The organism is Kitasatospora sp. NPDC034533 (assembly GCF_055575155.1).
This window is the reverse complement of sequence record NZ_JBVITE010000006.1, coordinates 128452-150873: the sequence shown is the minus strand read 5'-3', so window position 1 is coordinate 150873 and position 22422 is coordinate 128452. Positions and strand designations below refer to the sequence as shown.

Annotated in this window: 20 protein-coding genes and 1 tRNA gene; 16 read left to right on the top strand and 5 right to left on the bottom strand. The window is 72.0% G+C overall.

Annotated elements, in window-relative coordinates:
• Positions 1–274: 274 nt before the first annotated feature.
• Entirely contained in the window at positions 275–1534 is a 1260-nt protein-coding gene (locus ACZ55U_RS06985; RefSeq protein WP_465523233.1) for a PTS transporter subunit EIIC, read from the bottom strand.
• A gap of 373 nt (positions 1535–1907) precedes the next feature.
• Positions 1908–3209 (bottom strand): PTS transporter subunit EIIC, encoded by a 1302-nt coding sequence (locus ACZ55U_RS06980; protein ID WP_465523231.1) that lies wholly within the window; start codon positions 3207–3209, stop codon positions 1908–1910.
• 405 nt (positions 3210–3614) lie between these two features.
• Here ACZ55U_RS06980 and ACZ55U_RS06975 point away from each other — a divergent pair, with 405 nt between their 5' ends.
• From ACZ55U_RS06975 to rdgB, 4 genes are all read left to right on the top strand, one after another.
• Entirely contained in the window at positions 3615–3848 is a 234-nt protein-coding gene (locus tag ACZ55U_RS06975) for a PTS sugar transporter subunit IIB (RefSeq protein ID WP_030060521.1), read from the top strand.
• A 139-nt stretch (positions 3849–3987) separates the two neighbouring features.
• The gene (rph, locus tag ACZ55U_RS06970; RefSeq protein ID WP_465523229.1) at positions 3988–4713 is read left to right on the top strand and encodes a ribonuclease PH; all 726 of its coding nucleotides are present in this window, start codon (positions 3988–3990) and stop codon (positions 4711–4713) included.
• Between the two features lie 289 nt (positions 4714–5002).
• Positions 5003–5392 carry a hypothetical protein gene (locus ACZ55U_RS06965; RefSeq protein WP_465523227.1) on the top strand — a complete coding sequence of 130 codons (390 nt, stop codon included), beginning with the start codon at positions 5003–5005 and terminating at the stop codon, positions 5390–5392.
• A gap of 31 nt (positions 5393–5423) precedes the next feature.
• Positions 5424–6029 (top strand): RdgB/HAM1 family non-canonical purine NTP pyrophosphatase, encoded by a 606-nt coding sequence (gene rdgB / locus ACZ55U_RS06960; RefSeq protein WP_465523225.1) that lies wholly within the window; start codon positions 5424–5426, stop codon positions 6027–6029.
• Positions 6030–6095: 66 nt separating this feature from the next.
• On the opposite strand, the gene ACZ55U_RS06955 is transcribed toward rdgB, so the two are convergent.
• Positions 6096–6170 (bottom strand) — tRNA-Leu (locus ACZ55U_RS06955).
• 464 nt (positions 6171–6634) lie between these two features.
• Between ACZ55U_RS06955 and ACZ55U_RS06950 the strand changes: the two genes are divergently transcribed.
• A complete protein-coding gene (locus ACZ55U_RS06950; protein WP_465523351.1) occupies positions 6635–8974 on the top strand; it encodes a chitinase C-terminal domain-containing protein in 2340 nt (779 codons plus the stop codon).
• Between the two features lie 190 nt (positions 8975–9164).
• Here the strand turns inward: ACZ55U_RS06950 and bcp are convergent, their stop codons facing one another.
• A complete protein-coding gene (bcp, locus tag ACZ55U_RS06945; protein WP_465523223.1) occupies positions 9165–9638 on the bottom strand; it encodes a thioredoxin-dependent thiol peroxidase in 474 nt (157 codons plus the stop codon).
• Between the two features lie 176 nt (positions 9639–9814).
• Here bcp and ACZ55U_RS06940 point away from each other — a divergent pair, with 176 nt between their 5' ends.
• The 4 genes from ACZ55U_RS06940 (at position 9815) to ACZ55U_RS06925 (ending at position 12309) form a co-directional block, all read left to right on the top strand.
• Entirely contained in the window at positions 9815–10156 is a 342-nt protein-coding gene (locus ACZ55U_RS06940) for a DUF3618 domain-containing protein (protein WP_465523221.1), read from the top strand.
• Positions 10157–10341: 185 nt separating this feature from the next.
• On the top strand, positions 10342–10644 hold the full coding sequence (locus ACZ55U_RS06935) for a GroES family chaperonin (RefSeq protein WP_049655715.1): 303 nt from the start codon (positions 10342–10344) through the stop codon (positions 10642–10644).
• 11 nt (positions 10645–10655) lie between these two features.
• The gene (locus ACZ55U_RS06930; protein WP_465523219.1) at positions 10656–10991 is read left to right on the top strand and encodes a hypothetical protein; all 336 of its coding nucleotides are present in this window, start codon (positions 10656–10658) and stop codon (positions 10989–10991) included.
• Positions 10992–11139: 148 nt separating this feature from the next.
• Complete coding sequence (locus ACZ55U_RS06925) at positions 11140–12309, top strand: winged helix DNA-binding domain-containing protein (RefSeq protein ID WP_465523217.1); 1170 nt, start codon at positions 11140–11142, stop codon at positions 12307–12309.
• Here the strand turns inward: ACZ55U_RS06925 and ACZ55U_RS06920 are convergent.
• On the bottom strand, positions 12299–14605 hold the full coding sequence (locus tag ACZ55U_RS06920) for a transglycosylase domain-containing protein (RefSeq protein WP_465523215.1): 2307 nt from the start codon (positions 14603–14605) through the stop codon (positions 12299–12301). The two genes, ACZ55U_RS06925 and ACZ55U_RS06920, sit on opposite strands and share 11 nt — an antisense overlap.
• 223 nt (positions 14606–14828) lie before the next feature.
• Here ACZ55U_RS06920 and ACZ55U_RS06915 point away from each other — a divergent pair, with 223 nt between their 5' ends.
• The 7 genes from ACZ55U_RS06915 (at position 14829) to ACZ55U_RS06885 (ending at position 22418) form a co-directional block, all read left to right on the top strand.
• A complete protein-coding gene (locus tag ACZ55U_RS06915) occupies positions 14829–15626 on the top strand; it encodes an ABC transporter permease (protein WP_465523213.1) in 798 nt (265 codons plus the stop codon).
• Positions 15619–16548 carry an ABC transporter permease gene (locus ACZ55U_RS06910; protein WP_465523211.1) on the top strand — a complete coding sequence of 310 codons (930 nt, stop codon included), beginning with the start codon at positions 15619–15621 and terminating at the stop codon, positions 16546–16548. The genes ACZ55U_RS06915 and ACZ55U_RS06910 overlap by 8 nt, the downstream gene beginning before the upstream one ends.
• Before the next feature lie 66 nt (positions 16549–16614).
• Positions 16615–17577 (top strand): ABC transporter ATP-binding protein, encoded by a 963-nt coding sequence (locus ACZ55U_RS06905; protein WP_465523209.1) that lies wholly within the window; start codon positions 16615–16617, stop codon positions 17575–17577.
• Between the two features lie 173 nt (positions 17578–17750).
• Positions 17751–19046, top strand: coding sequence for a nucleotide sugar dehydrogenase (locus ACZ55U_RS06900; RefSeq protein ID WP_465523349.1), 1296 nt, complete (start codon positions 17751–17753; stop codon positions 19044–19046).
• A 90-nt stretch (positions 19047–19136) separates the two neighbouring features.
• Positions 19137–20432 (top strand): DUF445 domain-containing protein, encoded by a 1296-nt coding sequence (locus tag ACZ55U_RS06895; protein ID WP_465523207.1) that lies wholly within the window; start codon positions 19137–19139, stop codon positions 20430–20432.
• Positions 20433–20691: 259 nt separating this feature from the next.
• Positions 20692–21690 (top strand): adenosine deaminase, encoded by a 999-nt coding sequence (locus tag ACZ55U_RS06890; RefSeq protein WP_465523347.1) that lies wholly within the window; start codon positions 20692–20694, stop codon positions 21688–21690.
• 152 nt (positions 21691–21842) lie between these two features.
• Positions 21843–22418, top strand: a complete 576-nt coding sequence (locus ACZ55U_RS06885) for a YlcI/YnfO family protein (protein WP_465523205.1) — start codon at positions 21843–21845, stop codon at positions 22416–22418.
• Positions 22419–22422 lie beyond the last annotated feature (4 nt).

Below are 22422 nucleotides of genomic sequence, written 5' to 3'. Positions count from 1 at the left end.
GAGGAGGGAGCCGGCGCCGGGCGGGACGTCAGCCGGGCGGCGGCGGGAGAACGGTCAGCTCAGCCGCGACACGCCGCGGACCACACACGACCGAAGTCGATGTGGCTGCGGGTGACCAGCGGGCACGAGGCGTTCACCGCTTCAGTTGACCAGGGCGTCCGCCGGTTCGTCAACCGCCCTTCCCGCCGGGCGCCCGGGGACGCCGAAGGCCCCGCCTCGCCGCCGGGGGGAGCGGCGGTGGGGCGGGGCCTTCGGAGCGGCGGTGACGGGAGCGTCAGGCCTTGGTGACGTCCTCGATCTCGTCGTCGTCCTCGCGACCGGGGGTCTTGAGGTCGAACTTGGTGATCGCGAAGCGGAAGAGGAAGTAGTAGATCGCGGCGAAGACCAGGCCGAGCGGGATGATCAGCAGCGGGTTCTTGGCCAGACTGAAGTTGATGCCGTAGTCGATCAGGCCGGCCGAGAAGCTGAATCCGTCGTGGACGCCGAGGCCCCAGGTGACGGCCATCGAGACCGCGGTCAGTACCGCGTGGATCGCGTACAGGAGCGGGGCGATGAAGAGGAAGGTGAATTCGAGCGGCTCGGTCACACCGGTGACGAGGCTGGTCAGCGCGATCGAGACCATCATGCCCATGACGGCCTTGCGGCGCTCCGGCCGGGCGCAGTGGGCGATCGCGATGGCGGCGGCCGGCAGCGCGAACATCATGATCGGGAAGAAGCCCGCCTGGAACTGGCCGGCCGTCGGGTCGCCCGCCAGGAAGCGGTTGATGTCTCCGTGCACGACGGTGCCGTCGGCCTTGGTGAAGTCGCCGGTCTGGAACCAGGCGTAGGTGTTGACGAACTGGTGCATACCGACCGGGATCAGCGCGCGGTTGACCAGGCCGAACGCGCCCGCGCCGATCGCGCCCGCGCCCACCAGGCCGTTGTTGACGTGCGAGATGGCGTCACCGATGGGCTGCCATCCGAGGCCGAACAGCACGCCCAGGCCGGTGCCGACGAAGGCCATGATGATCGGGACCAGGCGGCGGCCGTTGAAGAAGCCGAGCCAGTCGACCAGCTTGGTGCGGTGGAACCGCTGCCACAGGACAGCCGCCAGCAGACCGACCACGATGCCGCCGAGGACCCCGGGGTCCTGCGGCTTGCCCTTCGGCAGGGCCTCGGTGATGGTGCCGTCCGCAGGGAAGGCGGTCAGAACGTTCTTGAACACGAGGTAGCCGACCAGAGCGGCCAGCGCGGTGGAACCGTCCGCCTTCTTGGCGTAGCCGATCGCGATGCCGACGCAGAACAGCAGGGGCAGCGCGCCGGTGATGGCGCTACCCGCAGCGCCGAAGACCTCGACGAGCTTCGCGGGGAAGTGCCACTTCTCATGGATGTCGTCCTGGCCGAGGCGGGCCAGCAGACCGGCCGCCGGGAGCACAGCGATCGGAAGCTGGAGACTGCGGCCGACCTTCTGGAGGCCGGGGAGGACGCTGGTTCCGAACTTCTTGATCGGCGTCGGAGCCTTGGCGGGCGCCGGTGCCTGCGCAGACTGACTCATGGGGGTGGGTTCCTAACGGCATGGCGGTCGGTCGGGGGGAGGCACAGGGGCCGAACCGCGAACTGGTCTACACCACGCGTGGTGTAGACCAGTTTTGTAGCACGGGCGGAGAAGTCGAGGAACCCCGGAAAGCGGTACTTCGGGGAAGCGCTATGAAATCGAAACCTGTTACCCGGCGACGATCATGATTACCCACCGGTATTGGATTTTGGCCAATTGCGCAACAAAATCGATTTTGGCTAATGGCGCAACAAAATCGGGGAGCCGCCCGCCCCTCCCCGCCTGGGACGTCCGCCCTTTCCGGGAAAGGCCGATGGCCCCCGGACCGTCGGGTCCGAGGGCCTTTGGCGGGATCGCGCGGCCGCGCTCGGTTTCAGGCCTTGGTGACGTCCTCGACCTCCGTCTCGTCCTCCCGGCCGGGCGTTTTCAGGTCGAATTTGACGATGATGAACCGGAAGAGCGCGTAGTACACGACGGCGAAGCAGAGGCCGATGGGGATGATCAGCCACGGTTTGGTGGCCAGCCCCCAGTTGATGGCGTAGTCGATCAGGCCCGCCGAGAAGCTGAACCCGTCGTGCACCCCGAGCCCCCAGGTCACCGCCATCGAGACGCCGGTCAGCACCGCGTGCACGGCGTACAGGGCCGGGACGATGTAGGCGAAGGAGTACTCGATCGGCTCGGTGACGCCGGTGACGAAGGAGGTCAGGCCGACCGAGAGCATCAGGCCGTAGATCTCCTTGCGCCGGTGCGGCTTCGCCGAGTGCGCGATCGCGAGCGCGGCGGCCGGCAGGGCGAACATCATGATCGGGAAGAAGCCGGACTGGAACTGGCCGGCGGTCGGGTCGCCCGCCAGGAAGCGCGGGATGTCGCCGTGCACGATCGTGCCGTCCGGCTTGACGAACTCCCCGAACTGGAACCAGACGAAGGTGTTCAGCAGCTGGTGCATGCCGATCAGCAGCAGCGCGCGGTTGAACAGGCCGAAGATGCCGGCGCCGACCGCCCCCAGGTCGGAGAGGTTCTGCGAGAAGTCGTTCAGGCCGCGGCCGATCGGCGGCCAGACCCAGAGCGCCACCACGGCGATGACCAGGCCCACCAGGGCGGTGATCATCGGCACCAGGCGGCGGCCGTTGAAGAAGCCGAGCCAGTCGACCAGCTTGGTGCGGTGGAACCGGACCCACAGCCAGGCGGACAGCAGGCCGATCAGGATGCCGCCCAGCACGCCGGGGTTCTGGTACGTGGCGGCCGCGATCTTCGCCGACGAGTAGCTCACGCACTGGCCGGTCCAGGCGTCCGGGACCAGCGTCGTCCCCGCCGGGCAGCTCTCCGGGAAGGCGTGCAGGACCTTGTAGTAGACCAGGAAGCCGACCACGGCGGCCAGCGCCGTCGAGCCGTCCGCCTTCTTCGCCATGCCGATCGCGACGCCGATGCAGAACAGCAGCGGCAGGCCGAAGGAGGAGTCGAGCAGCGCGCCGCCCGCGGCGGCGAAGACCTTCGCGACGTTGTCCCAGCCCAGCCCGTCCTTGCCGAACACGTCGGGCTGGCCGAGCCGGTTGAGGATGCCCGCGGCGGGGAGCACCGCCACGGGCAGCTGAAGGGAGCGGCCCATCTTCTGGAGGCCGCCGTAGAAGGTGTGCCACCGCTTGGTCTGCGGGGCCGTGGCGCCTGCCGAACTCATCCTTCGCCCTCCGGGAGCAGTTGCCGACCGGTGGCCCCTTGCGGGACCCTCGGGCGGGGCCCGGGAACACCCGGGGCCTTTCCCGCGTTCCCCGGAGTACACATATATTGGTGTAGACCACTTGGAGCGCAGGCCGCATCCGGGGCGCTGGCCCCACTGATCGTCATCCTCGGACGGCGATCGGGACCCTGCCCGCCGGAATGGGCCAAAAGTGGACTAACGTGGCAGACCGGACGGTCACGGGTGATGCTGGTCGCGCTGCCCGGCAGCACGACCGCAGCTGAACCCATGTCAGCCGCCGGCACGGACCTCACCGCCCGACGGTCGAGGGACACACCCCCCAGCACCAGCGCAGGACGGCACCCGGCAGAGCCGCCGAAGGGCCGAGACAGAGGGAGAAACCAGATGGCCAGCAAGGCTGAGAAGATCGTCGCCGGTCTGGGCGGCATCGACAACATCGAAGAGGTCGAGGGCTGCATCACCCGTCTTCGCACCGAGGTCAAGGACGCCTCCCTGGTCGACGAGGCCGCCCTCAAGGCCGCCGGCGCCCACGGCGTCGTGAAGATGGGCACCGCGATCCAGGTCGTCATCGGCACCGACGCCGACCCGATCGCCGCCGACATCGAGGACATGATGTGAGCTGAGCCACCCAGGCCCGCTCCATCCGGCCCGCCGACCCGCTCAGGGGGACGGCGGGCCGTGGTGCGTCCGGCCGTCCCCCCCGGTGGCCCCCGCCGGTTCCGGAAGCGGCCCCCCGGAGCGACTACGCTCAACAGCTATGTCACGCATCGACGGCCGCACCCCCGAACAGCTCCGCCCCATCACCATCGAACGGGGCTGGAGCAAGCACGCCGAAGGCTCCGTCCTCGTCTCCTACGGCGACACCAAGGTGCTGTGCACCGCCAGCGTCACCGAAGGCGTGCCCCGCTGGCGCAAGGGCAGCGGCGAGGGCTGGGTCACCGCCGAGTACTCCATGCTCCCGCGCGCCACCAACACCCGCGGCGACCGCGAGTCCGTCAAGGGCCGCATCGGCGGCCGCACCCACGAGATCAGCCGGCTCATCGGCCGCTCGCTGCGCGCCGTGGTCGACCACCGCGCGCTCGCCGAGAACACCATCGTCCTCGACTGCGACGTCCTCCAGGCCGACGGCGGCACCCGCACCGCCGCCATCACCGGTGCCTACGTGGCCCTGGTCGACGCCGTCTCCTGGGCGCGGGACAAGAAGCTGCTGCGCGCCAAGGGCCAGCCCATCACCGGCGGCGTCAGCGCCGTCAGCGTCGGCATCATCGACGGCGTCCCGATGCTCGACCTCCAGTACGAGGAGGACGTGCGCGCCGAGACCGACATGAACATCGTCTGCACCGCCGACGGCCGCTTCGTCGAGGTCCAGGGCACCGCCGAGGGCGCCCCCTTCGACCGCGACCTGCTCAACCGGCTGCTCGACCTCGGCAGCCTCGGCTGCGCGGAGCTGGACGCGATCCAGCGCAAGGCCCTGGAGGGCTGAACCGGCGCGGGCCCGGCGACCCCCGACCGGGCTGACCCGGCCGACCCGGCTGACCCGGCCGAGCGGGCCGAGCGGGCCGGACGGGCCGTCAGACCGAGAGGTGTGCGGCCGTTCGAGCCGTGGCGCGGACGGCCGTTCGGCCGCGACCGGAACCGGCCTGCCGAACGGCCGGCCCGCTGTACAGGCCGGGCCCGCAGACCGTACGGTTCCCGCAGCACCCCGCTGCGGGAACCGCGCACTCCTCGGCGCGCGTCCCACCCCACGGAACCCGCGCCCCCAGGAGGACCGGATGCCGTCCAGCATCGCCCGCCCCGCCGCCCTCGCCGTGGCCGGCCTCATCGCGATCCTCCCGCTCAGCATGGTGAGCTGCTCCGCCGCGCAGAAGGCGATCGACTGCGGGAACACCGCCGTGAAGATCACCGGGGACATCGCCGACGTCACCCAGGCGTACGACAACGCGAGCAACGACTCGGCCGCCGCCGGGAAGGCCCTGCAGAAGCTCAAGAACGACCTCGACCAGGTCGGGAAGAACTCCAAGAACACCGACGTCGCCAAGGCCGTGACCGACCTCCAGAAGCAGGTCGAGAACGTGCAGCGGGCCGCCGAGAAGAACGAGGCCCCGGATCTCAAGCCGCTCGGCAACGCGGCCGGCAACCTCACCTCGATCTGCGCCGGCTGACCCCGCCCGGACTCTCGGTAGGGTGGGCGATATGTCCACCCGCCTGATCCTCGCCACCCGCAACCAGCACAAGGTCACCGAACTCCGCGCCATCCTGGCGGACGCCGGCCTGGACGTCGAACTCGTCGGCGCCGACGCCTACCCGGAGATCCCGGACGTCCCCGAGACCGGCGTCACCTTCGCCGAGAACGCCCTGCTCAAGGCCCACGCCCTGGCACGCGCCACCGGGCTGCCCGCCGTCGCCGACGACTCCGGCCTCTGCGTGGACGTGCTGAACGGCGCGCCCGGCATCTTCTCCGCCCGCTGGTCCGGCAAGCACGGTGACGACCGCGCCAACCTCGACCTGCTGCTCGCCCAGCTCTCCGACATCGCCGAACCGCACCGCGGCGCCCACTTCTTCTGCGCCGCGGCCCTCGCCCTCCCCGACGGCACCGAGCGCGTCGTCGAGGGCCGCCTCCTCGGCACCCTGCGCACCGCCCCGGCCGGCGCCGGCGGCTTCGGCTACGACCCGATCCTCCAGCCCCTCGGCGAGACCCGCACCTGCGCCGAGCTGACGGCGGAGGAGAAGAACGCCATCAGCCACCGCGGCAAGGCCTTCCGCGCCCTCGCCCCGGTCGTGAAGGACCTCGTCGCCTGACGGCCCGCAGGAACGAGAACGGCCCGGCCTCCTTCGATTCGAAGGAGGCCGGGCCGTTTCACTCGGTACGCCCGGTGGGACTCGAACCCACGACACTGCGGACCTAAACCGCATCTCTCTAGCCAGCTGGAGTACGGGCGCACGTCCCCACAAGGGTACCGGTTGGTGCCTTCTGGTGGCGCCACGTTTCGGGCCGGGCGGCAGCGCCTCCAGTGCTCGCCGCCCGGTTCGGGTTCCGGCCGCAGCGGGCCGGGGGTGACGGACCGGCAGTTCGGGCAGGGCGATCGAAGGCCGTCGGGCGGGGCGGGTTTCGGCCAGGGGGTGACCGATTGTCGAGGGCTTCCGACCTGTGATGTTTGGCTGTTGATTACCAATTGGTCCAGACCTATTGACCTATGTGGTTCAGACCACATACCTTCTGCGCCAATTGCAATCCCCCACGTGCGTGCTCCCCCACAGGCACGCGCCGACACTCTCTCCTGGAGGACCGAGTGTTGATCCGAAACACGGCGGAGCGGCGTCCCACCGCCGCTCGGCGCCGGAAGAGCCCGGCGGCGCGGGCCGGTGTGGCCTCGCTCGCGGCGGCCTCGCTGGCCGGACTGCTGATGGCGACGCTCGGTGCGGCGCCCTCGCAGGCCTCGGCGGCCGTCGACAACGCGGCCTGTCGCCCCGACGGCCTCTACCAGACCCCCGGGGTGGACGTCCCGTACTGCTCCGTCTACGACACCAACGGGCGCGAGAAGATGGGCGCCGACCACCAGCGCCGCATCATCGGCTACTTCACCGGCTGGCGCACCGGCAAGAACGGTGACACCCCGTACCTGGTGAGCGACATCCCCTGGGACAAGGTCACCCACCTCAACTACGCCTTCGGCCACGTCGGCAGCGACAACAAGCTCTCGGTCGGCACCGACGGCCCGGACAACGCGGCCACCGGGATGTCCTTCCCCGGCGTCCCCGGTGCCGAGCTGGACCCGACCCTGCCGTACAAGGGTCACTTCAACCTGCTGACGAAGTACAAGAAGCAGTACCCGAACGTCAAGACCATGATCTCGGTGGGCGGTTGGACCGAGACCGGCGGCTACTTCGGGGACGACGGCAAGCGCGTCAACAGCGGCGGCTTCTACTCGATGACCGTCAACCCGGACGGCAGCGTCAACCAGGCCGGCATCGACACCTTCGCCGCCTCCTCGGTCGACTTCATCCGCAAGTACGGTTTCAACGGCGTCGACGTCGACTACGAGTACCCGACCTCGATGAAGGACGCCGGCAACCCGCTGGACTGGCAGCTCGCCAACTCCAAGCGCGGCTCGCTGGCCAAGGGCTACGCGGCGCTGATGAAGACCCTGCGCGAGAGCCTGGACAAGGCCGGCGCCGCCGACGGCAAGCACTACCTGCTGTCGGTCGCCGCCCCGTCGTCCGGCTACCTGCTGCGCGGCATGGAGACCTTCCAGGTGGCCAAGTACCTGGACTACGTCGACATCATGTCGTACGACCTGCACGGCTCCTGGAACAAGTACGTCGGCCCGAACGCCGCGCTGTTCGACGACGGCAAGGACGGCGAGCTCGCCGCCGCCAACGTCTACGGCACCGCGCAGTACGGCGGCATCGGCTACCTGAACGCCGACTGGTCGTACCACTACTTCCGCGGCGCGATGCCGGCCGGCCGGATCAACGTCGGCCTGCCGTACTACACCCGCGGCTTCAAGAACGTCCAGGGCGGCACCAACGGCCTCTGGGGCACCGCCTCCGCGACCACCTGCCCGGTCGGCTCCGGCCTGACCTCCTGCGGTGACGGCGCGGTCGGCATCGACAACATCTGGAACGACAAGGACGACGCGGGCAAGGAGTCCCCGGCCGGGTCGAACCCGATGTGGCACGCCAAGAACCTGGAGAAGGGCATCGTGCCCGACTACCTGGCCAAGTACGGCGTGACCGACACCGCGCTCCAGGGCACCTACACCCGCAACTACAGCTCCACCCTGGTGGCGCCGTGGCTGTGGAACGACACCAAGAAGGTGTTCCTCTCCACCGAGGACGAGCAGTCGGTGGGTGCCAAGGCGGACTACCTCGTCAACCAGGGCGCCGGCGGCGCGATGATCTGGGAGCTCGCGGGCGACTACAAGTGGGACGCCACCGCCAACGGCGGCAAGGGCGAGTACGTCCCCGGCTCGACGCTGACCTCGCTGATGTACGACAAGTTCAAGTCGGCGTCCCCGTACGGCGCGGTCCGCTCGACGACGGCGCTGCCGCAGCAGACCCTGCCGATCGACGTGTCGTTCAACAACTTCGCGCTGGGCGACTCGAACTACCCGATCAACCCGAAGCTGCACATCGTCAACAACTCGACGCTGACCCTGCCGGGCGGCACCGAGTTCCAGTTCGACTACAGCAACTCGGCTCCGGGCAACGCCAAGGACCAGTCCGGCTTCGGCCTCCAGGTCATCAAGCAGGACAACCCGGGCCCGGGCAACGTCGGCGGCCTGAAGGGCACCTACAACCGGGTGTCGGTCAAGCTTCCGGGCTGGCAGTCGCTGGCGCCGGGCGCCTCGATCGACATGGACTTCGTCTACTACCTGCCGGTGTCCACGCCGTCGAACTGGACGGTCAACGTGGGCGGCACGCTGTACGGGATCACGGGCGACCTGACCCGCGGCGCGGTGGACGGCGGTACGCCGACCCCGACCCCGACCCCGACTCCGACTCCGACGGGTTCGGCCACGCCGACTCCGACCCCGACGGGCTCGGTCACCCCGACCCCGACCCCCACGCCGACCTCGGGTGCCTGCACGGCCGCCCCGAGCTGGAGCGCGGACACCACCTACGCGACCCCCACCAAGGTCTCGTGGAAGGGCCACTACTACCAGAACAAGTGGTGGACCAAGGGCGACGACCCCGCGGCCAGCGGCTCGTGGGGCGTGTGGACCGACCTCGGGGCCTGCTGATCGGCGAGGCCCGCTGAGGTGACGGACGGCGGTGGCGGTGCACCCGGTCGGGGGGTGTGCCGCCACCGCTTCGTCGTCTCCCGTTCGGCCTCCGGCCGGGGACCGTCAGCCGCCGGGCCAGCGGATCAGAGGCTCAGCGAATCAGGAGGACCACCGAATCAGAGGACCACCGGATGAGAGGACCAGCGGATCAGGCGCCGACCTTGAGGTCGCGCAGCAGCTTGGCGACGTGGCCGGTGGCCCGCACGTTGTAGAAAGCGTGCTCGACCTTGCCCTGCTCGTCCACCACGATGGTGGAGCGGATCACGCCGAGGTAGGTGCGGCCGTAGTTCTGCTTCTCGCCGAAGGCGCCGTAGGCCTCCAGCACCTTCTTGTCCGGGTCGGACAGCAGGGTGACCTTGAGGTTCTCGGCCTCGCGGAACTTGCCGAGCTTCGCCGGCTGGTCCGGGGAGATGCCGATGACGTCGTAGCCGGCGTCCGCGAGGACCTCCAGGTTGTCGGTGAAGTCGCAGGCCTGCTTGGTGCAGCCGGGGGTGAGGGCGGCGGGGTAGAAGTAGACGATGACCTTGCGGCCCGCGTGGTCGGCGAGGGACACCTGGTTGCCGTCGGCGTCGGACAGGCTGAAGGCGGGCGCGGTGTCGCCGGGCTGGAGACGCTCACTCACGGTCGTACTCTCCTGGGTGCTGGGACGGTGCTGGGACGGGCGGTCGTACCACGGCAAACTTACCTCCGATGGTGGGTGGGGCCGCGCGGCCGTGTGCGGCAGCTGACACACTGGGTCAGTCGCACCGATCGCACGGATCGGACGGAACAACATCGCAAGTGAATGGGGTGGCCCGAGTGGGCGAGGCGAGCACGCAGGACAAGTCGGCGCGGACGACCGCCCAGATCGAGGCGGACATCGAGCGGACGCGTGACCGGCTGGCGTCGACCCTGGACGAGCTGGCCGTCCGCGTCCACCCGAGCACGATCTCCGCCCAGGTCAAGGCCAAGGCCTCGGCCGCCGTCGAGGAGAAGACCGCCCGGGTCTACGTGGCCGCCAGCGGCGTGGTGGAGAAGGTCCGCGCGCAGTTCGTGGACGAGAAGGGCCAGCCCCGCCGGGAGCGGGTCATCCCGGCCGTGCTGGTCGGCGTGGGCCTGGTGCTGCTGGTCGCCTCGGCCCGCAAGCGCCGCAAGGGCTGAGCCGACGGGAGGCGGGAGGCCGGGCGCGCAGACCGCCCGGCCTCCCGCATGCCGGGCTGGCGTCACGCCCCGCGCCCGGGGGAGGTACCTTCGGGACCGTGAGTACGAACGACGAAGCGACCCGCTCCGACCAGACGCACGAGCCCACCCGCCACGACCGGCTCGGTGAGAAGCTGCCGATCCGGATGCTGCACGACCGCGTGCTGGTGCGCATCGAGGGCGGCGAGGGCGAGCGCCGCTCGACCGGCGGCATCCTGATCCCGGCGACCGCGGAGCTCTCCAAGCGCTGCACCTGGGCGGAGGCCGTCGCGGTGGGCCAGAGCGTGCGCTCGGTCGAGCCGGGCGACCGGGTGCTGTACGACCCGGAGGACAAGCTGGAGGTCGAGGTCCGCGGCGCCACGTACGTGCTGCTGCGCGAGCGTGACCTCCACGCCGTCGCCGCGACCCGCTTCGGAGACACGGAGGGCTCGACCGGGCTCTACCTGTGACGCCGGCACCCGTGACGCCGGAACCCGCGGCCCCGGAGCGGCTGCGCTACTTCTTCGAGCCGGGAGTGGTCGGTACGGCGCTGTGGCCGGCCGACGTGGACAGCCCGTACGGCTACCCGGCCGAGCCGGAGCTGCTGCCGATCAGCGCCGGGCCGGCGGCCGAGCTGACCGAGCTGTCCGCCTGGTTCCAGTCCTCGTTGGACTGGGACCACCCGCCGGACCCGTCGCCCTGGTCGCAGGAGGAGAAGGACCGCTTCAACGCCCGGGCCCGCGCCGCGCTGGACGCGCTGCGCGCGGAGCTCGGCCCGCGCTGGACGGTCGTGGACCGGTTCCGCCCGGTCGACTGAGCCGCCTTCCGAGCCCGGTGCGAGCCCCCGGTGCGAGCCCCTGGTGCCCCCGGCACGAGCCCTGGTGCCCCCGGCCCGCGCCGGGGGCACCGCCCTTTCCGCGGCCGGGCGGCCCCGGACTGTCGGTGGCAGGGGCTAGGGTCCCGGCATGAGTGTGCCGGTGATCGGGGACGGGGAGCGTCGGGCCAGGCTGGGCCGGCGGCAGTTGTTGGCGCCGTCGGTGCGGGCGGCGCGGGTGGAGGACGTGGCGGACGCGGTGGTCGGGCTGCACGCGTCGGATCCGGCCTCCGTGTACCTGTCGGCCTGCGCGCGCCTGGCGGAGCCCTCGGCGGCGGTGGTGGACCGGGCGCTGTACGAGGACGTCTCGCTGGTGAAGCTGTTGTCGATGCGTCGGACGATCTTCGCGGTGACGGAGGACCTGGCCCCGTACGTGAGTTCGGCGGCGGCGCGGGCCATCGCGGCCAAGGAGCGGGCGACGCTGCTGAAGCACCTGCGGGACTTCGCCGAGGGCTGGGACGAGGCCCGGCTGGCGCGGGCGGAGCGCGAGGTGCTGGCCGCGCTGGCCGAGCGCGGCGAGGCGACGACCAAGGAACTCTCCGAGGACGTCCCGCAGTTGCGCGAGACGATGCTGATGTCGGCGGGCAAGCCGTACGCGGCGACGCAGAGCGTGGGCAGTCGGCTGCTGCGGCTGCTGGCCTCGGACGGGCACGTGCGCCGCTGCCGCCCGCGCGGCTCCTGGCTGAGCAACAGCTACCCGTGGGCGCTGGTGCCGCAGTGGCCGGAGGTGCCGGTGCGGGAGGCCAAGGCCGAGGTGGTGCGGCGCTGGCTGGCGGCGTACGGGCCGGGGACGGTCGAGGACGTGAAGTGGTGGACGGGTTGGACGCTGGGAGACGTCCGTCGGGCGCTGGCCGACCTCGGGGCGCGGGATGTGGCGCTGGCCGACGGATCGGCCGCACTGGTGCTGCCGGAGGACGAGGGCCCGGTGGCGGAGCCCGAGCCGTGGGCGGCGCTGCTGCCGGCGCTGGATCCTGCGGTGATGGGCTGGCGCGGGCGGGACTGGTACCTGCGGCCGCAGGACGTGCCCGCGCTGTTCGACCGCGCGGGCAACGCCGGGCCGACGGTGTGGTGGTGCGGCGAGGTGGTGGGCGGCTGGGCGCAGCGCGCCGACGGCACGGTGGTGTGGCGGCTGTTCCGGGACGTCGGGGCGCAGGCCGGGCGGGCCGTCGCGGTGGAGGCGGAGCGGCTGGCGGCCTGGCTGGGGGAGGTGCGGGTGACGCCGCGCTTCCGTACGCCGTTGGAGCGTGAACTCAGGGGCTGAGGGCGGGTGGTGTCCCCTGCGGGGTGACGGGTCCGCCGGTGGCGGTGGGCCCGCCGGTGGACCGGGTGGGCCGGGGGGTGGGCTTGGGGGCGGGGCTGGGCTGCTCCGGGTCGGTGGGTTTGGGGGCCTGTGGGCTGGGCTCGGTCGGGCCGGTGGCGGGGGTGCTGGGCGCCTGGGCGGGGGCCTGGGTGGGGGTCGGCCCGGCGGCGGTGGGGCCGGGGCTCGGGGTGGTGGTGGCGCTGGGGCCGGTGCTCACGGGCATGGTGGGGAAGACGGGGCCGGTGGGGGTGGCGGGCCCGGTCTGGAGGTCGAAGTCCTGGGTGGGGGTGCCGTCGAGGGCGGCGGTCATGTAGGCGGTCCAGATCCGGGTGGGGAAGGCGCCGCCGTTGATCCGGGTGAACCCGGCGGTGCCGGCCAGCGGTTCCTTGGCGTGGGTCTTCGGGTTCTCCCGGAACAGGCCGACGGTGGTGGCGAGTTCGGGGGTGTAGCCGGCGAACCAGGCGGAGAGGTTGGAGTCGGTGGTGCCGGTCTTGCCGGCGGCGGGGCGGTTCAGGTCGAGGGCGGCGGAGCCGGTGCCGCGCGGGCTGATGACGTCGCGCAGGACGTCGGTGACGGAGTCGGCGATCTGGCGGTCGAGCGCTTCGGTGGCCTTGTGTTCAGGCATCTTGGGGACGTCGACGGAGCCGCCGGGGTTGACGCGTTCGAGTTTGAGGACGGACCAGGGGGTGTGGGCCTGGCCGTGGGCGGCGAGGGTGGCGTAGGCGCCGGCCAGGTCGAGGGCGCTGGGGGTGGCGGTGCCGAGGGTCATCGAGGTGTTGGCCGGGTCCATGCCGCGGACGCTGTCGGGGATGCCGAGTCTGATGGCGGTCTCGCGGACGCGGGCGAGTCCGGCGTCCACGCCTTCCTGGGCGTAGACGGAGTTGACGGACTTCACCATGGCCTGGCGCAGGGTGATGGTGCCGTAGTCGGTGTCGTCCTCGTTGGGCGGGGCGTACGGGGTGGGGCCGCCGGTGACGGGGCGTTCGCTGGTGCCGTCGTAGCGGGATTCGGTGGTGATCGGGCGTCCGTCGAGGGTGTGTTGGGCGATGAGGCCGGCGGCGAGGTCGATCGGTTTGAAGGTGGAGCCGATCTGGTTGTCCTGGCGCAGCGCGTCGTTGTAGGGCTGCTTGGCGTAGTCGGGGCCGCCGTAGACGGCGACGACCCGGCCGGTGGCGGGTTCGACGGAGGCGCCGGCGACCCGGACGTCGGTGTCGGTGGTGGGGCGGGCCCGGGGGTCGAGTTCGCCGGTGAGCTGTTCCTGGACGGCCTTGACGAAGGCGTTCTGGCGGGGTTCGTCGAAGGTGGTGGTGATGCGCCAGCCGCCGGACTTGAGGGTGGCGGCGTCGAGGGTGCCGGAGGAGATGAGGTAGTCGTCGGCGACGCCGACCAGGTAGCCGGCCTGGCCGGCCAGGCCGGTGGCGGGCTTGGGGTCGAGCGGTTCGGGGAAGGCGGTGGCGGCGCGGTCGGCGGGGGTGAGGAAGCCGAGTTGGACCATGCCGTCGAGGGTGTAGTGCCAGCGGGCGATCGCCTTCTCGCGGTTGGCGGGGGTGGCGGTCCTGACGTCGTAGAGGCTGGGGGCCTGGAGCAGTGAGGCGAGGTAGGCGCCCTGGCCGAGGGTGAGCCGGGAGGAGTCGACGCCGTAGTAGGCGTGGGCGGCGCTCTGGATGCCGTAGGCGCCGCGGCCGAAGTAGCTGCTGTTGAGGTATCCGGCGAGGATCTCGGGTTTGTCGAGCTGCTGGTCGACCTTGAGGGTGATGAGCAGTTCGCGGCCCTTGCGTTCGAGGGTCCGGTCCTGGGTGAGGTAGTAGTTCTTGACGTACTGCTGGGTGATGGTGGAGCCGCCCTGTTTGCCCTTGTCGGTCAGGCTGTTCCAGCCGGCCCGGAGGATGCCCTTCAGGTCGATGCCACGGTTCTGGTAGAAGGTGCGGTCCTCGGCGGAGACGACGGCCTGCTGGGTCTGGAGCGGGATCTGGTCGATGGTGACGTCGGTGCGGTTGACGGCGCCGGTGCGGGCGATCTCGGTGGTGCCGTCGGCGTAGAGGTAGATGTTGTTCTGGGCGACGGCGTGGGCGTTGGGGTCAGGCACCGGGACGATGACGTAGAGCACGGCGAAGCCCCCGGCGGCGAGCAGCAGCAGGGTGGCGAGGGTGCCGAGGGTGACCCGCCAGGTGGGCAGGAGCCGGCGCCGGAACGGGAGGGCGCGGCGGGCTTCGCGGCGGGCGGCCCGTTTGGCCTGGCGGCGGGTGCTCAGGGTCATGGCGAGATTATCTGCTATTTGACGTTCGGTCAGGCGCGGAAAACCGGGTGCGGGTGGTGGGGCCCGGCGGTACGGTGAAAGGTGCAAACCACATAGCGCACCCACTTTCGCAGCTCCGCTCGTCCGCCCGGCACCCCCGGGTCGGGACGGTCGGAGCCGCTGGGGTGTGCGCGGAGGTCGCAGGGCGTTCTTCTCCGCCCATATTTGTCGACAAGGAGACAATATGCTCTACGCCGCCGTCGCTCGCGGCGCCTTCCGCCGCTACTCCACCTACCGGGCCGCCACCGTGGCCGGCACCGTCACCAACACCGTCTTCGGCATCATCCTGGCCTCCTCCTTCCTCGCCCTCTGGCAGGCCCGCCCCAACCTCGGCGGCTACGACCAGGGCCAGGCCGTCACGTACATCTGGGTCAGCCAGAGCCTGCTGGTCACCGTCGCGGTGTGGGGCGGCGGCTTCCAGGACGACCTCCAGGCCCGCTTCCGCAGCGGGGACATCGCCGTCGACCTCTACCGCCCGGTCGACTTCCAGTGCTGGTGGCTGGCCTCCGACCTCGGCCGGGCCGCCTTCCAGGCGCTGGTCCGCGGCACCGTGCCGATGCTGATCGGCGCGCTGGTGTTCCGCATCCGGCTGCCCGAACACCCGCTGACCTGGGCGCTGTTCCTGGTCTCCGTCGTGCTGGCGGTGGTGGTCAGCTTCGGGCTGCGCTTCCTGGTCTCGATCACCGGGTTCTGGCTCCATGACGCCGAGGGGGTGCGCTCGGTGATGCTGGTGGTCTCGATGTTCTTCTCCGGGATGCTGCTGCCGATCGGGTTGTTCCCCGGCTGGCTCGGCGACCTCGGCCGGGTGCTGCCCTGGTCGGCGCTGGTGCAGGTGCCCACCGACGTCTTCCTGGAGCGCCGCGGCGCCGGCCCCGCGCTCGGCACGCTCGCCTTCCAGCTCGGCTGGGCCGCCGTGCTGCTCGCCGCCGGGCGGGGCGCCCAGTGGCTGGCGACCCGCAAGGTGGTGGTCCAGGGTGGCTGAGCAGCTCACGCACCCCATCGCGGGAGAGCCCTTCGCGGAAGAGCCCTTCGCCGGCGAGGCCCGCGCGGGGGAACCGCCGGCGGGGGAGCCGTTCGTCCGGGACGCCCTCCTGCCCCGCACCGCCTGGGCGCTGCGCTCCTGGTGGCTCTGCGCCCGGATGTGGATGCGCTCGATGATGGCCTACCGGGCCTCCTTCGCGCTGAACCTGGCCGCCAGCCTGGTCATCCACTCGCTCGACTTCGTGGTGCTGGTGATCATGTTCCGGCACACCGACCGGCTCGGCGGCTGGAGCCTGCCGGAGATCGCCTTCCTCTACGCCACCGCCACCTTCTCGCTCGGCGTCGCCAACATGGCGGTCGGCTCGGTGGACGCCCTCGGCGAGCGGATCGTCAGCGGGTCGCTGGACAGCATGCTGATCCGGCCCGCGCCCGCGCTCGCCCAGCTGTGCGCCGAACGCTTCTCGCTGCGCCGGATCGGCCGGCCGCTCCAGGCCGTCGTGGTGCTGGTCTGGTCGCTGGCCGCGCTGGACGTGCACTGGACCTGGGACCGGGTGCTGCTGGTGCCGGTCCTGCTGGTCTGCGGCACCGTCATCTTCTGCGCGATCTTCGTCGGCGGCGCCACCGTCCAGTTCTGGTGGGGCGAGTCCAGGGAGCTCCAGAACTCCTTCACCTACGGCGGCGCGACCCTGCTGCACTACCCGCCGACCATCTTCGCCAAGGAACTGGTCGCCGGGGCGGTCTTCGGCGTCCCGCTGGCCTTCGTCAACTGGCTGCCCGCGCTGCGCATCCTCGACCGGCCCGACCCGCTCGGCCTGCCCGCCGCCTTCCGGTTCGCCTCGCCGGTCGCCGCCGCGGTCTGCGTCCTGGCCGCCGGCCTCGCCTGGCGCGCCGGGCTGCGGGCCTACCGCGGCACCGGCAGCTGAACCCTCCCGGCAGCCCCCTCTCCTCTCCTCTCCGCCTCCCGCCTCCCGCCTCTCCAAGGAGCACCCATGGCACTGATCGAACTCCAGGACGTCCACCGCCACTTCACCGTACGGGCCCGCACCGGCCGGTTCAGCCGGGTCAAACGCGAGGTCCGCGCGGTGGACGGGCTCAGCTTCACCGTCGAGGCCGGCGAGTGCGTCGGCTACATCGGGCCCAACGGCGCCGGCAAGTCCACCACCATCAAGATGCTGACCGGCATCCTCGTGCCCAGCTCCGGACGGCTGCGGGTGGCCGGCGTCGATCCGGCCCGCGAACGCGTCACCCTGGCCCGCCGGATCGGCGTCGTCTTCGGCCAGCGCACCACCCTCTGGTGGGACCTTCCGCTGCGCGACTCCTTCGAACTCGCCCGCCGGATCTACCGCATCCCCGACGCCCGGTACCGCGAGAACCTCGACCGCTGCGTCGAACTGCTCGACCTGGGAGCCCTGCTGGACACCCCGGTGCGCCAGCTCTCGCTCGGCCAGCGGATGCGCGGCGACCTCGCGGCGGCGCTGCTGCACGACCCCCAGGTGCTCTACCTGGACGAGCCGACCATCGGCCTGGACGTGGTCAGCAAGGGCCGGGTGCGCGAGTTCCTGCGCGAGGTCAACCGGGAACGCGGCACCACCGTGCTGCTCACCACCCACGACCTGACCGACATCGAGCAGCTCTGCGGCCGGGTGATGGTGATCGACCACGGTCGCGTGGTGTACGACGGCGGGCTGGACGGACTGCACGCCACCGGACGCAGCGAGCGGACGCTGGTGGTGGACCTCGCGGAGGAGCTCGCCCACCCGGTCGAGGTGCCCGGGGCCCGGGTCACCAGGGTCGAGGGGCCGCGCCAGTGGCTGGCCTTCCCGGCCCAGGACAGCGCCGCGCCGATCGTGGCCGCCGTCGCCGCCCGCTACCCGCTGGTGGACCTGTCGGTGCGCGAGCCGGCCATCGAGGACGTGATCGCCCGGATGTACGCGGAGGTCGCGATCGGCTGACCCCCGGGGCCGCCCTCCCGAGCCGGCTCCGGCACCCCGAACGCCCGTGCGGTGATCGGGAGGGCGTTCCGGTCCCCTTAGGCGGTGCGGGTGGGTGATCGTTACCTCGGCGCTCCGCCGCGAGTTGATCAATCGTCACTCACCGAGACCGGAACCGGAGGACGGGGATGAGCCTGGACGTCTGCGTGGTCGGACTGGGCAGGGTGGGCCTGCCGCTGGCGGTGCGGATCGCGCTGAACGGCCACCGGGTGACCGGCGCCGACACCGCGCCCGGCGTGGTGGACAGCGTCGACCGGGGCGTGCCGCCGTTCCCCCGGGAGGAGGGCCTGGACGAGGCGCTCAAGCAGGTCGTCACCGAGGGCCGGCTGCGGGCCACCACCGACACCACGGCCGCGGTCGCCCGGTCCGAGGCGGTCGTGCTGGTCGTCCCGCTGGTCACCGCCGCCGACGGCAGCCCGGACTTCGCCCTGCTCGACGCCGCCACCGACGCCGTCGCGGCCGGACTGCGGCGGGGCACGCTGGTCAGCTACGAGACCACCCTGCCGGTCGGCACCACCCGGGAGCGCTGGGCGCCCCGGCTGGCCGCCGGGTCGGGGCTCGCCGCCGGGGCCGACTTCGCGCTGGTGGCCAGCCCGGAGCGGGTGAGTGCGGGGCGGGTCCTCGCCGACCTGCGGCGCCACCCCAAGCTGGTCGGCGGCCTCGACCGGGCCTCCACCCGCAGCGGCGCCGAGTTCTACCGGGCGGTGCTGGACTTCGACCCCCGCCCGGACCTGCCCCGCCCCAACGGCGTCTGGGAGCTGGCCTCGCTGGAGGCGGCCGAGTTCAGCAAGCTCGCCGGGGCCACGTACCGGGACGTCAACATCGCGCTGGCCAACCAGTTCGCCCGGTACGCGGACGAGGTCGGGGTGGACTTCGCGGAGGTCGTCGAGGCCTGCAACTCCCAGCCGCACAGCCATCTGCACCGGCCGGGCATCGCGGTCGGCGGGCCCTGCCTCCCGGTGTACCCGAGGCTCTACCTGTGGAACGACCCGGGCGCGACGGTGGTCCGGGCCGCGCGCGAGGCCAACCTGGCGGTGCCCGGGTACGCGGTGGGGGTGCTGGCGGGGGCGGTGCCGGGCGGCATCGCCGGGCAGGGCGTGCTGGTGCTCGGCGCGGCGTACCGCGGCGGGGTCAAGGAGACGGCCCACTCCGGGGTGTTCCCGCTGGTCGAGGCGGTGCGGTCGGCGGGCGCGCGGCCGTACGTCAGCGACCCGCTGTACGAGGCGGAGGAACTGGCGGCGCTCGGGCTGCCGCCGTACGGCGGGGAGCCGGTGGTGGCGGCGGTGCTCCAGACGGACCACCCGGAGTACCGGGACCTGACGCCGGGGGACCTGCCGGGGGTGCGGGTGCTGCTGGACGGGCGGCGGTGCACGGACCCGGAGCGCTGGGCGGGCGCGGAGGCGCGGCGGATGGTGCTGGGCGGGGCCTGAAGGGCGCCCGGCCGCCGCGCGGTGTCCACCAGGGGTGCGTGATCACGGGCCGCGCCCCCGTTCGCGCCGGTCAACGGGCAGACTGGCGGGGTGAGTGACGAAGCCTTCAGCGCAACCGGCCCCGGGGTCCGGTTCACCGCGGCCGACGAGCGGAAGAGACGCGGCGTCCGCCGGATGAAGACCATCGCGACCGGCCTGCTGGCCTTCGCGACCCTGGTCTTCGCCCTCTCCACCTGGGCCAGGGCGGCCGGCGCCGGCCCCTGGGCGGGGTACGTGGCGGCCGCCGCCGAGGCGGGCATGGTCGGCGCGCTGGCCGACTGGTTCGCGGTGACCGCGCTGTTCCGCCGCCCCTTCGGCCTGCCGATCCCGCACACCGCGATCATCCCGACCAAGAAGGACGCCTTCGGCCGCTCGCTCGGCGACTTCGTCGGCGAGAACTTCCTCTCCGGCCACGTGGTGCGCGGCCGCCTCGCGGCGCTCGGCATCGGCCGCCGGCTGGGGGAGTGGCTGGCCGCGCCGGGCAGCGCCGAGCGCGTCACCAAGGAGGCCTCGGCGGCGCTGCGCGGCCTGCTGGAGGTGCTGCGCGACGACGACGTGCGGGCGGTCGTCTCCGAGGCGGTGACCAGGCGGGCCGCCGCCACCTCGGTGGCCGAGCCGATGGGCCGGATGCTCGGCAAGGTGGTCGCGGACGGCGGGCACCACGGGGTGGTGGACCTGGTCGCGGTCCGGGCGCACGGCTGGCTGACCGCCAACCACGAGGAGGTCGTGCAGAAGGTCACCCAGAAGACCCCGGGCTGGACGCCCCGCTTCCTCGACCAGCAGGTCGGCGAGCGGGTCTACAAGGAACTGCTGCGCTTCGTCACCGAGATCCGGGACGACCAGGACCACCCCGCCCGCGGCGCGATCGACAACTTCCTCGCCGACTTCGCGACCGAGTTGCAGACCGACCCGGAGACCATCGCCAGGGTCGAGCGGGCCAAGGCCGAACTGCTGGCCCGCCCCGAGGTGCAGGACCTGATCAACTCCACCTGGGCGGCCGTGCGCACCCTGGTGATGGGCGCGGCCGAGGACGAGGACAGCGAACTGCGCCGGCGCATCCGTGACGGCGTGCGCGGCTTCGGCGAGCGCCTGGCCACCGACCCCAAGCTCCAGGCCAAGGCGGACGGCTGGCTCCAGGACGCCGCCCAGTACCTGGTGGACACCTACCGCGCCGAGATCACCTCGCTGATCTCCGAGACGGTGGCGGGCTGGGACGCCGACGACGCCTCGCGCAAGATCGAGGCCAACGTCGGCCGCGACCTCCAGTTCATCCGGATCAACGGCACCGTGGTCGGCGCCATGGCCGGGCTGCTGATCCACACGGTGGCGGTCGCGCTCGGGGGGTGACCCCGGCCGGCGCCCGGCGCCCGGGGTCCGGTCCCGGTCGGCGTTCGGGGATCCGCTCCGGGCCGGCTCCCGGGGGGCGATGATCCCGGTCCGGCGGGCCCGGCTTGGGCCTATCCTGGGCCGAACCTCGCGATACGCGCGTAGAGGTACGGAGAAGGAAGAGGGAACCACCGTGGTCCAGCCGGACGGAAGTCGGATCGGCCCCAGCGTCAACCGGATCGAACCCGCGGAGCGGAGCATCGAGGCGTTCATCGCCGGGATGCCCAAGGCGGAACTGCACGTCCACCACGTCGGCTCGGCCTCGCCGCGCGTCGTCGCCGAGCTGGCCGCCCGGCACGCCGGCAACTCCAGGGTGCCGACCGACCCGGCGGCGCTCGCCGAGTACTTCACCTTCACCGACTTCGCGCACTTCATCGACGTCTACCTGAGCGTCGTGGACCTGGTCCGGGACGCCGAGGACGTCCGCGCGCTCACCTACGGCGTGGCCGAGGACATGGCCCGGCAGAACATCCGCTACGCCGAGCTGACCATCACCCCGTACTCCTCGGTCAAGCGGGGCATCCCCGAGGTCGCCTTCATGGAGGCGATCGAGGACGCCCGGCTGCGCGCCGAGAAGGAACTCGGCGTGGTGCTGCGCTGGTGCTTCGACATCCCCGGCGAGGCCGGGCTGGAGTCGGCCGAGGTGACCGCCCGGCTGGCCACCGAGCTGGCGCCCGAGGGCCTGGTCAGCTTCGGCCTGGGCGGCCCGGAGATCGGTGTCCCGCGCCCGCAGTTCAAGCCGTACTTCGACCGGGCCCGGGCGGCCGGCCTGCGCAGCGTCCCGCACGCGGGCGAGACCACCGGCCCGGAGACGGTCTGGGACGCGATCCGGGAGCTCGGCGCCGAGCGCATCGGGCACGGCACCCAGGCGGTGAAGGACCCGGCGCTGCTCGACCACCTGGGCGAGCACCGCATCCCGCTGGAGGTCTGCCCGACCTCCAACATCGCCACCCGGGCCGTGGAGCGGATCGAGGACCACCCGATCAAGCGGATGGTGGACGCCGGGCTGCTGGTGACGGTCAACAGCGACGACCCGCCGATGTTCGGCACCGACCTCAACACCGAGTACGCGGTGGCGGCCCGGCTGCTGGGCCTGGACGAGGCCGGCGTGGCGGGGCTGGCCCGCAACGCCGTGGAGGCCTCCTTCCTGGACGGGGCGGGCAAGAGCCGGCTGGCCGGGGAGATCGACGCCTACCTGGCGGCCTGGCAGCGGTCGTAGCTCCTGGCTGACGTCCCCCCTGGTGAACCGCCCCGTCGACCTCGGTCGGCGGGGCGGTTCCGCTGTCGGCGCCTGCTCCGTCCGGGTGATGGTGCCAAAGTGGCGCCATGAATGGCTCGACATGGCGCCATCGCTGTGCCATGCTTACCGGCATGGACCTCACGCCGTACGTCGAAAACCTCCGGAACGAGCTCGCGGTGGCCGCCGCCACCGGTGGCGACGAAGCCCGCGCGCTGGCCGAACGGCTGACGCTCCCGCTGGAGTCGGCCGTGCGGCTCACCCTGCTCAACGCGCTCTCGGCCGCCATGGGCGAGGTCACCCGCGACCTCGCCCCCGGCTCGGTGGACGTGCGGCTGCGCGGCGTCGACCCGGAGTTCGTGGTCACGGCGCCGCCCGGCTCGGGCGCCTTCCACGGCGATCTGCCACCGGTGGCGCCACAGTCGGCCCCCGTGGTGCCGCCCGTGGTGCCATCGGTGTCCAGGGTGGCACCTTCGGCGGTGCCGGAGTCGGACGAGACGGCCCGGATCAACCTGCGCCTGCCCGCCCAGCTCAAGGCACGGGCCGAGGAGGCCGCCGCAGAGGCCGGCCTCTCGCTCAACGCCTGGCTGGTCCGGGCCGTGGCCGGCGCGCTGGAGGGCGGCGAGCCGGCCCGCCGCCCGGTCGCCGATCCGGGCACCCACGTTCCGCGCACCTTCGGCGGCCAGGGCTTCACCGGCTGGGTCCACTAGCAAC

Coding starts and splice junctions, on each gene's coding strand:
- ACZ55U_RS06925 (WP_465523217.1), top strand. CDS start 11,140: ATGAGTGTGCCGGTGATCGGGGACGGGGAGCGTCGGGCCAGGCTGGGC.
- ACZ55U_RS06980 (WP_465523231.1), bottom strand. CDS start 3,209: ATGAGTTCGGCAGGCGCCACGGCCCCGCAGACCAAGCGGTGGCACACC.
- ACZ55U_RS06950 (WP_465523351.1), top strand. CDS start 6,635: ATGGCGACGCTCGGTGCGGCGCCCTCGCAGGCCTCGGCGGCCGTCGAC.
- ACZ55U_RS06885 (WP_465523205.1), top strand. CDS start 21,843: ATGGACCTCACGCCGTACGTCGAAAACCTCCGGAACGAGCTCGCGGTG.
- rdgB (WP_465523225.1), top strand. CDS start 5,424: ATGTCCACCCGCCTGATCCTCGCCACCCGCAACCAGCACAAGGTCACC.
- ACZ55U_RS06975 (WP_030060521.1), top strand. CDS start 3,615: ATGGCCAGCAAGGCTGAGAAGATCGTCGCCGGTCTGGGCGGCATCGAC.
- ACZ55U_RS06965 (WP_465523227.1), top strand. CDS start 5,003: ATGCCGTCCAGCATCGCCCGCCCCGCCGCCCTCGCCGTGGCCGGCCTC.
- ACZ55U_RS06915 (WP_465523213.1), top strand. CDS start 14,829: ATGCTCTACGCCGCCGTCGCTCGCGGCGCCTTCCGCCGCTACTCCACC.
- ACZ55U_RS06935 (WP_049655715.1), top strand. CDS start 10,342: ATGCTGCACGACCGCGTGCTGGTGCGCATCGAGGGCGGCGAGGGCGAG.
- ACZ55U_RS06890 (WP_465523347.1), top strand. CDS start 20,692: ATGCCCAAGGCGGAACTGCACGTCCACCACGTCGGCTCGGCCTCGCCG.
- ACZ55U_RS06920 (WP_465523215.1), bottom strand. CDS start 14,605: ATGACCCTGAGCACCCGCCGCCAGGCCAAACGGGCCGCCCGCCGCGAA.
- ACZ55U_RS06905 (WP_465523209.1), top strand. CDS start 16,615: ATGGCACTGATCGAACTCCAGGACGTCCACCGCCACTTCACCGTACGG.
- rph (WP_465523229.1), top strand. CDS start 3,988: ATGTCACGCATCGACGGCCGCACCCCCGAACAGCTCCGCCCCATCACC.
- ACZ55U_RS06985 (WP_465523233.1), bottom strand. CDS start 1,534: ATGAGTCAGTCTGCGCAGGCACCGGCGCCCGCCAAGGCTCCGACGCCG.